Here is an 8,774-nt window from a genome sequence, read left to right on the forward strand (position 1 = left end):
CAGCGAGCCCTGTTCGCGCATGCCGCCCTTGTCCATCCAGATGGCGGAGCTGCACTACCGAGGGAGACTGTCTTGACCGCACCGATGTCCCGCCGCGACGTCCTCCGCGCCGGCGCCGCAGGCGTGTTCAGCATCGTGGTCGCCGGCAGCGTGGAGGCGATCGCCTCGCCCGCCGCTTCGGCGATGACCCGGCGGGTCGCCGGCTACGGGCCCCTGGTCCCGGACCCGGCCGGCATCCTGTCGCTGCCGGAGGGGTTCTCGTACAAGATCGTGGCCGAGACCGGCGTCACCAAGCTGGAGTCCGGTGAGCCGACCCCGTCCGACCCCGACGGCACCGCCATCTTCGAGGGCGATGGGCAGCTCGTGCTCGTCAACAACCACGAGGTCGGCGGCAGCGAACCGTACCGGGTGCCCACAGTGGACGGCCTGACCTTCGACCCGGGTGCGGGCGGTGGCACCACCAACATCGTCGTGGACGCCGAGGGCAACCGGGTCAACGAGTACGTCAGCCTGGCAGGCACCCACAACAACTGCGCCGGTGGCCGCACCCCGTGGGACACCTGGATCACCTGCGAGGAGACCGAGCAGCGCGCCGGCGGCGCCTTCCAGCACGACCACGGCTGGTGCTTCGAGGTCGACGCCTTCGACCGCGAGGCCAACCTGAACCCGGTGCCGCTGAAGTTCCTCGGCCGCTTCTCGCACGAGGCGATCAGCCTCGACCCGGCCGACAACCGCATCTACCTCACCGAGGACGCGGGCAACCCGAACGGCCTCTACTACCGGTGGACCCCACCGGCCGGTTTCACCGGAGGTAAGGGTGCGCTGCGCAAGCTGGCGCTCTCCGAGGGCGGCGACACCGCCGGCACCCTGGAGGCGATGGTCTGCTACCTGGGCACCAAGCGGATCGCCGACTTGTCGGAGGCCACCCAGCCGGGCACCCGCTACGACGTGAAGTGGGTCGGGGTCCCGGACCGGCTCGCCACCGAGGTCTCGATCCGCAAGCAGTTCGGCGCGGGTGAGGTCACCTCCAGCCACAAGCTCGAGGGCGCCTACTTCGGCGACGGCGGCCACTACTTCGTCGCCAGCTACGCCCGGGCGAGCGACGGCAGCGCCAACGAGCACGACGGCCAGGTGTGGTTCTACGACCCGGCCACCGAAACCGTCACCCTGAAGACCATCTTCAAGGTGAACCCGAACCCCGGTGAGGACGAGAACTTCGACGGTCCCGACAACATCGTCGTCGACCCGAACGGCGGTCTGATCCTCGCCGAGGACGGCGAGGGCATCCAGCACCTCGTCGGCATCACCAAGGAGGGCGACAGCTACCCGATGGCGCGCAACGAGGTGAGCGTCGACAAGGAGTTCACCGGCCCGACCTTCACCGAGGACGGCCGGATGCTGTTCGCCAACATCCAGTCGCCGGGTCACGTCTTCGCGATCACCGGCCCGTTCCACGCCCCGGGCACCCCGTCGAACGCGGGCGGCCCCCGCGCCTGACGGCTCCCCCCGTGACACCGGCGCTGTGGACCTCCACGGCGCCGGTGTCGTCGAGCGCGTTCCCCGCGCTAGCTCCGCACGACGACCGAGGTCCCGCCCGGAATCCTGCCCCGTTGCGCGTTCCCGAAGCCCGCGTCGCGCGCGAAGTCGAGCAGCGCCCGGCCCCGATCGGTCAGCCGAACGGTCTCCGGCCAGACCGCCTTCACCCGGATCGGCCGGACTGCCGGCCGGATCTCCTTGACCACCACGGGCAATCCCTCGTAGGACTGGCCGACGACGGGCCGCTGGATCAGGATCGCGTACCCCATCCCGCGCGCGACCAGCGAACGGGTCAGCTCGAAGTCCGACGCCCGCAGGGCGACGTTCGGCTCCACACCGGCGCGGTCGAAGAGGGCCATGGTGTGCTGCGCCGCCGGCGGCACGTCGAGCAGGATCATCGGTTCGTCGGCCAATTCCCGCAGCGACACCGCCGTCCGGTTCGCCAGGCGGTGGTCGGCGGGCAGGAGGACGTAGGCCGGGGCTTCGTAGAGCACCACGGAGTTCAGGCCCGTCGGGAGGTTCAGGTCGTACACCACCGCCAGCTCCAGCTCACCGGCGAGCAGCCGGTTCGGCAGCTCCACCTGGCTGCCTTCCAGCACCCGCACCTGCACCTTCGGATGGTTGTCGGCGAACCACTCCAGCAGCGGCGGCACCACGGTCGGCGCGACGGTGGAGTAGCAGCCGATCACCAGCGGACCGTTGAGCTCCGCTCCCCCGCTGGCGACGTTGAGCTCCAGGTCGTCGGCCTGGCGCAGCAAGTCCGCGGCGCGGGAGTGCAGGTAGCTCCCGGACGGCGTCAACGACACCCCGTGGGCTTTGCGGCGCACCACGAGTTGGGTGCCGAAGACCTTCTCCAGTTCGGTGAGCGCTGATGCGACCGCCGTGGGCGAGACGTGCAACCCGCCCGCCGCTCCCGAGATCGAACCTGTTTCCGCGACAGCGACGAAGTACGCCAGCTGCCGAAGCGTGTAGTTGGCCACCGCCGCCTCCCGGACCGATCCGCACAGGCCAGTCCGGAAACACTACTCAGTAGTGGATATATCGAACAACTTTGAAGTTTACATGCGCTGATCCGCGATGCGAGGCTCGCAGGCGATCCTCGACGAAGTGGAGGCAGTCAACGATGACGCCGACGGTCGACTCGACGCAGGCCCGCCCGATCCCGGTCGCGGACTGGGTCACCATCCCGGAGCTGCACGCCGATCCCTTCCCCCTCTACCAGCGGATGCGCGCCGAAGCACCGGTGCACTGGGTTCCCGCGGTGAACCGGTACATGGTGACCGACTACGCCGCCTGCCACACCATCGAGCAGGACCAGGAGCGCTTCTCCGCGGACGAATCCGGCTCGCTCATGAAGCGGGCGATGGGGCACAGCATGCTCCGCAAGGACGACCCCGCGCACGACGTCGACCGCAAGTCCTACGGCGGCGTGCTCCGACCGAACACGATCAAGCGGCACTGGAACGCGGTCTTCGAGCAGAACTGCGCGACGTACTTGGGGCGCCTGGAAGAGGCCGGTCCCGGCGCCGATCTCATCGCCGAGTTCGCCGCGCCCTACGCCGCCGAGAACCTGCGGATCATCATGGGTTTCCACAACGCGACGCAGGAAGATCTCCAGCGCTGGTCGCAAACGCTGATCGACGGGACCGGGAACTACGCCGACGACCCCGACGTGTGGGCCGAGGCCGAACGGTCGTCGCGCGAGGTCGACGCCGCGATCGACGAGATGCTGCCGCACCTGCGGGACAATCCCGATCACAGCCTGCTGTCCGGGCTGGCCCACCTGCCGATCCCCCTGGAAGCGATCCGCGCCAACCTGAAGATGACCATCGGCGGCGGGCTCAACGAGCCGCGGGACGCGCTGGGCACGACGGTGTGGGCGTTGCTGTCCAACCCGGACCAGCTCGCGCAGGTGCTGGCCGAACCGTCGCTGTGGTCCACCGCGTTCGAGGAGTCCATCCGCTGGGTCGCTCCCATCGGCATGTACCCCCGGGAATCCACCCGGGACACCGTTCTCGAAGGCGTGCTGGTGCCGAAGGGCGCCCGTCTCGGAGTTGTCGTGGGCGCCGCCAACCGGGATCCGAAGGTCTTCGACGACCCGGAGCGCTACGACATCAACCGCCCCAAGCAACCGCACCTCGCCTTCGGCGGCGGGAACCACTTCTGCGCCGGTGCCTGGGTCGCCCGCGCCTCCGTCGTGGGTGTCGCCATGCCGCGCCTGTTCGACGCGCTGCCGAACCTGCGCCTGGATCCGGACGCACCGGCGCGAGCGGGCGGGTGGGTGTTCCGCGGCGTGCTCCAGCTCCCGGTGCTGTGGTGATGAGCCGTTTGTCGAACCCCGGGCAGGACTAGCGAGGAGAACTTCCCATGGCAAAGGTGAACTTCCACCACCAGGACGGCACTGTGGACGCCGTCGAGGCGGAGTCCGGAACCAGCATCATGCGGGCTGCGGTGAGCAACGGCGTGCGCGGCATCGTCGGGGAATGCGGCGGGCAGGCCATGTGCGCGACCTGCCACGTGTACGTCCGCGAGCCGTTCCTCGACGGCCTGCCGGAGATCGGCGAGGACGAGGAGGAGATGCTCGAATGCACTGCTGCGCCCCGCGATGAGCAGCGCAGTCGGCTGGGCTGCCAGATCGCGCTCGGCGTGGACGCGGAGCAGATCGACGTCGACGTCCCCGCCGGGCAGGTGTGACCGTTGACCGCACCGGATCGCGTCGTCATCGTCGGTGCCGGCTTGGGTGGGCTCCAAGTCGCCGATTCGCTGCGTGCTGCGGGTTTCGCCGCTGCCATCACCGTCGTGGGCGAGGAGGAGGACCCGCCGTACCAGCGCCCGCCCCTGTCGAAGGACTACCTGCGTCCCGGCGGTGAACCCGCACCGCTGCCCATCCGCGCCGCCGACCACTTCACCGGGATCGACGTCGACGTGCGGATCGGATCGCGCGCCACGGCGATCGATCGGGCGCGGCGCGAGGTGGTCCTCGACAGCGGCGCTGTCCTGCCGTACTCCCACCTGGTGCTGGCCACCGGGTCGGCCAACCGGACGCTGCGGGTTCCGGGCGGCGACCTCGACGGCGTCCACCACCTGCGCACGCTGGCCGAGGCGCGCGCCGTCCGCGCGGACCTCGACCAAGCCCGCTCCGCGGTGGTGGTCGGCGCGGGGTTCATCGGGCTCGAATTCGCCGCAGCGGCCCGCAAACGCGGTGTCGACGTGACGGTGCTGGAATCGGCGGAACGGCCGATGGGACGAGTGCTGTCCGCGCCGCTGTCGGACTTCGTGGCCGACGCGCACCGGCGAGCGGGCATCGATCTGCGGGTCGGCGAAGGCGTCGAGTCGTTCCAGGGCTGCGACGGCCGGGTCGCAGCGGTGGTCAGCTCGCTCGGCAGGCGGTATCCGGCCGACCTCGTCCTGGTGGGCGTCGGTGTCACGCCGCGCGTGGAACTCGCCGAGCAGGCGGGGCTCTCCGTGGACGACGGCGTGGTCGTCGACGCCTCGCTGCGAACCGACGACGAGCGCATCTACGCGATCGGCGACTGCGCCAACTTCCCCAGCCACCACCTCGGGGCGCGCAACCGGCTGGAATCCGTGCAGAACGCCACCGACCAGGCCCGGCACGTCGCCCGCGTGATCCTCGACGGGCCTGCCCCCTACCAGGACGTCCCGTGGTTCTGGAGCAACCAGGGAGATCTGCGGCTGCAGATCGCCGGACTCGGACTGCCCGGCGACGAGAACGTCCTCCGCGGAGACACCGATGCCGGGAGGTGCTCGATCTTCCGCTTCCGCGACGGCGGCCTGGCAGCGGTCGAGTCCGCCAACCAACCCGCCGACCACGTAGCCGCGCGCCGCCTCCTGGCGAAGGGCCTCCCCCTCACCCCGGAACAAGCAGCCGACCCGGCCTTCGACCTCAAGTCCTACGCCAAGCAGCAGACCAACACCGCGGCGAACGAGACCGAGCCCTCGACCACCTGACGGCAGCCCCACCCGACCGGGAGACGCAAATTCAATGAGGTTTTTCCATCCTCGTCCTGCGTGGCGGTGCCGGTAGCGGAACCTCAGTGCCCGCCTGGACTCCGGGTGCCCACCCTTATGTATGCCAATACACGGCAGTCGGGCCGTCCTCGCCAGGCGGACGCTGAGAACCCGCGGCGGTGCAAGCGCCGAGGGTGGGCTATGCGCCTGCGGCGCATGCGACCCTCACCGCACGGCGCCGGTCATGCTTCGCGGTCACAGCCCGGACAGGATGAAAAAGGCTCAATGGAAATCGCACGTCCGATTTCCATTGAATTTGCGGTGATCCGTCCACCGGAACCGGGACCTGTCCACATCCTCCGGTGTGTCGGGGTACGACACGCCGGGGAACCGCAGTTTCAATTGAAACTGCGGTTCCCCGGTGCTCAGCTGCGGACGGGCTGCCGCTGGGCGTTGAAGATGCCCGCGAAGAACTCCGCCAGCTCCTCCACGGCATCCAGCGGGAGGACGTTCGCGACGTAGTGGTCCGGGCGCACCACGACGAGGGCTCCGCCGCGGTCGATGCCGCGTGCTTCGAAGATGTCGTCCTTCGGGTCCGCGGCGTAGACCTTCTCGTAGTCGACGATGTCGAACGGTCCCACCTTCGGCAGGTACGCGCGCGGCACCGCGGCGAGGTCGATTCCGGTGTGGGGCTGCTGGTAGACGACCTTGACGTCGAACCACGCGTCGACGTCCCCGTCCTTCGGCGTGTAGGCCACCACCGGCGACTCCGGGGAGGCGGCGATCCACTCGGCGAAGTCGGTCGCCTTCGACGGCTGCCCGGCGGCCGGCCGGTCGGCGAACGCGTAGATCCGCCAGCGGCCGTCCGCGCGGTGGTGGTGGCCGAGGTGGACCGGGTTGGCGTCGCAGACCCGCGTGACCGCGTTCGACTTGAAGCGCTTGCCGACCGGGAAGCCGGTCGCGAGGTGCTGGTGCACGGCCGTGCCGACGATCATCGACGGCTGGTACTGCGTCATCAGACCGGCCGGGAACTCGGCCGTCTTGACGTAGAAGTCCTCCAGCTGCGAGGGATCGTCCATCTCCTCCGGCTTGGCCGCCATCAGGCTCGACCACTCCCGGTCGAAGTCGATCAGGTTCTGCGCGATCACCTGGCGCTCCGCGGAGTAGGTGTCGAGCAGCGACTCGGGAGCTCGCCCTTCGAGGACGTGCGCGACCTTCCAGGCGATGTTCCAGCCGTCCTGCATCGACACGTTCATGCCCTGCCCGGCCTTGGCGCTGTGGGTGTGGCAGGCGTCGCCGGTGATGAACACCCGCGGGCTGCGGATGCCCACCAGCTCCTCCGGCACGTCGTCGAACTTCGCGGCGAGCCGGTGCCCCACCTCGTACACGCTGCGCCAGCAGACGTGCTTCACCGTCAGCGTGTACGGGTGCATGATCACGTTGGCGCGGGCCTCGACCTCCTCCTGCGTGGTGTTGCGCACCGCTCCGTTGTCGTCCTCGGAGACCTCGCCCAGGTCGACGTACATCCGGAACAGGTGGTTGCCCTCGCGCGGGATGTGCAGGATGCTGCCGCCGTCGTGGGACTGGATGGCGCACTTGGTCCGGATGTCCGGGAAATCGGTCTCGGCCAGCACGTCCATCACACCCCAGGCGTGGTTGGCCTGGTCGCCCACGAGTTCGCGGCCGATCGACTCGCGCACCTTGCTGCGCGCGCCGTCGCAGCCGATCACGTACTTGGCCCGGACCGTCCGCTGCGCGCCCTCGTCCTCCCCCGCGCTGCGGCGCAGGGTGACCGCGACCGGGTACTCCCCCTCCTCCGCGATGTCGAGGGTGACGAACTCGTAGCCGTAGTCCGGCACCAGCCGCGCCGGGGCGTTGCGCGCGTACTCGGCGAAGTAGTCGAGCACGCGGGCCTGGTTGACGATCAGGTGCGGGAACTCGCTGATCCCGGACGGGTCGTCGGGAGCGCGCGCGGCGCGCACGATGTTCTCCGGGTTCTCCGGATCCGGTTTCCAGAAGGCCATCTCGGTGATCCGGTAGGCCTCTTCGATGATCCGGTTGGCGAAGCCGAACGCCTGGAACGTCTCCACGCTGCGGGCCTGGATGCCGTCGGCCTGGCCGACCTCCAGGCGACCAGGACGGCGGTCGATGACGCGCGTGACGATGCCGGGGAACTGCGCCAGCTGGGCGGCGGCGATCATCCCGGCCGGGCCGCTGCCCACGATGAGGACGTCGACCTCGTCCGGGAGCTCCTCGGGCCGGTCCACGCCGACCCCCGCGGCCGGCTGGACGCGCGGGTCGCCGGAAACGTACCCGTGGTGGTGGAACTGCACGGTTCCTCCTCACATCGTTGTGGGTTGATCGTGTTCAGTGCTGCGCCGGGGATCGCCCGTGCAGTCCGGCGGGAAGTCCGCCGCTCACAACGAGTTTCCGAGCTTGAAGCCGGCGTCCACGTCGTCCTTGCGGGTGTAGGAGAACCCGTCCGCGCCGACCGTCACGGCCATCTCGCTGGCGTCCGTGCGCTCCTGCACCGGCTGCGGGTTGCCGTCGAGGTCCAGGACCGGCGACGCCTCGGTGTACCAGGACGGGACGACCGGGTTGCCCCACCAGTCCCGGCGCTGGTTGTCGTGGACGTCCCAGGTCACGACCGGGTTGTCCGGGTCACCGGTGTAGTAGTCCTGGGTGTAGATCTCGACCCGGTGCCCGTCGGGGTCGCGGATGTAGAGGTAGAAGGCGTTGGACACGCCGTGCCGCCCGGGACCGCGCTCGATGACGTCGGACTTGCGCAACGCGCCGAGCTTGTCGCAGATGGCGAGGATGTTGTGCTTCTCGTGGGTGGCGAAGGCGATGTGGTGCAGCCGCGGCCCGTCACCACCGGTGAGCGCGGTGTCGTGCACGGTCGCCTTGCGCCGCAACCACGCCGCGTAGGTGGTGCCCTCCTCGTCCTTGATGTCCTCGGTGACCCGGAAACCCAGCTCCTCCAGGTATTCCCGGCCCTTCGGCACGTCCGGGGTGACCTGGTTGAAGTGGTCGAGCCGGACCAGCGCACCCGGGGTGTACAAGTCGTAGCGCCAGGCCAGCCGCTCGACGTGGTCGACCTGGTAGAAGAACTCGTACGGGAAGCCCAGCGGGTCGGTGACCCGCACCGAGTCGCCGATGCCCTTGACGAACCCGGTCGAGCAGGCTCGAGTCGACCTGGCGCACGAGTTCGCCCAGCCACTCGATGATGTCGGTGAGCTCTTCGGTCTTGGCGTCGTCGGGCACCGTGT

The 8,774-nt window shown here is 69.4% G+C and carries 6 protein-coding genes and 2 pseudogenes; 4 read left to right on the forward strand and 4 right to left on the reverse strand.

Annotated elements, in window-relative coordinates:
• Positions 1-72: 72 nt before the first annotated feature.
• Complete coding sequence (locus tag ABTZ89_RS30925; RefSeq protein WP_351051338.1) at positions 73-1,497, forward strand: alkaline phosphatase PhoX; 1,425 nt, start codon at positions 73-75, stop codon at positions 1,495-1,497.
• 68 nt (positions 1,498-1,565) lie between these two features.
• Here ABTZ89_RS30925 and ABTZ89_RS30930 read toward each other — a convergent pair whose 3' ends face one another.
• Positions 1,566-2,516: a LysR family transcriptional regulator gene (locus tag ABTZ89_RS30930; RefSeq protein ID WP_351051341.1), complete on the reverse strand. Its 951-nt coding sequence runs from the start codon at positions 2,514-2,516 to the stop codon at positions 1,566-1,568.
• 143 nt (positions 2,517-2,659) lie between these two features.
• Between ABTZ89_RS30930 and ABTZ89_RS30935 the strand changes: the two genes are divergently transcribed.
• From ABTZ89_RS30935 to ABTZ89_RS30945, 3 genes are read left to right on the forward strand one after another with little or no spacing between them, the layout of a single operon-like run.
• On the forward strand, positions 2,660-3,856 hold the full coding sequence (locus ABTZ89_RS30935) for a cytochrome P450 (RefSeq protein WP_351051344.1): 1,197 nt from the start codon (positions 2,660-2,662) through the stop codon (positions 3,854-3,856).
• A 47-nt stretch (positions 3,857-3,903) separates the two neighbouring features.
• On the forward strand, positions 3,904-4,230 hold the full coding sequence (locus tag ABTZ89_RS30940; protein WP_270951143.1) for a 2Fe-2S iron-sulfur cluster-binding protein: 327 nt from the start codon (positions 3,904-3,906) through the stop codon (positions 4,228-4,230).
• Positions 4,231-4,233: 3 nt separating this feature from the next.
• Positions 4,234-5,505: an NAD(P)/FAD-dependent oxidoreductase gene (locus ABTZ89_RS30945; protein WP_351051347.1), complete on the forward strand. Its 1,272-nt coding sequence runs from the start codon at positions 4,234-4,236 to the stop codon at positions 5,503-5,505.
• Between the two features lie 425 nt (positions 5,506-5,930).
• Here the strand turns inward: ABTZ89_RS30945 and ABTZ89_RS30950 are convergent, their stop codons facing one another.
• The 3 genes and pseudogenes from ABTZ89_RS30950 to ABTZ89_RS38995 all read right to left on the reverse strand — a co-directional run.
• A complete protein-coding gene (locus ABTZ89_RS30950) occupies positions 5,931-7,838 on the reverse strand; it encodes an FAD-binding monooxygenase (protein ID WP_351051350.1) in 1,908 nt (635 codons plus the stop codon).
• A gap of 84 nt (positions 7,839-7,922) precedes the next feature.
• Positions 7,923-8,678 (reverse strand): annotated as a pseudogene (locus tag ABTZ89_RS30955) (VOC family protein); the annotation flags it as partial.
• A 1-nt stretch (position 8,679) separates the two neighbouring features.
• Positions 8,680-8,774: pseudogene (locus tag ABTZ89_RS38995) on the reverse strand (DUF3516 domain-containing protein); the annotation flags it as partial.

The sequence above is a fragment of the Saccharopolyspora sp. NPDC002686 genome (genome assembly GCF_040295745.1).
GTDB lineage: Bacteria > Actinomycetota > Actinomycetes > Mycobacteriales > Pseudonocardiaceae > Saccharopolyspora > Saccharopolyspora oryzae.

What these genes read in the sequence shown, in the direction of transcription:
- ABTZ89_RS30935 (WP_351051344.1), top strand. Translation starts at nt 2,660, where the DNA reads ATGACGCCGACGGTCGACTCGACGCAGGCCCGCCCGATCCCGGTCGCG.
- ABTZ89_RS30940 (WP_270951143.1), top strand. Translation starts at nt 3,904, where the DNA reads ATGGCAAAGGTGAACTTCCACCACCAGGACGGCACTGTGGACGCCGTC.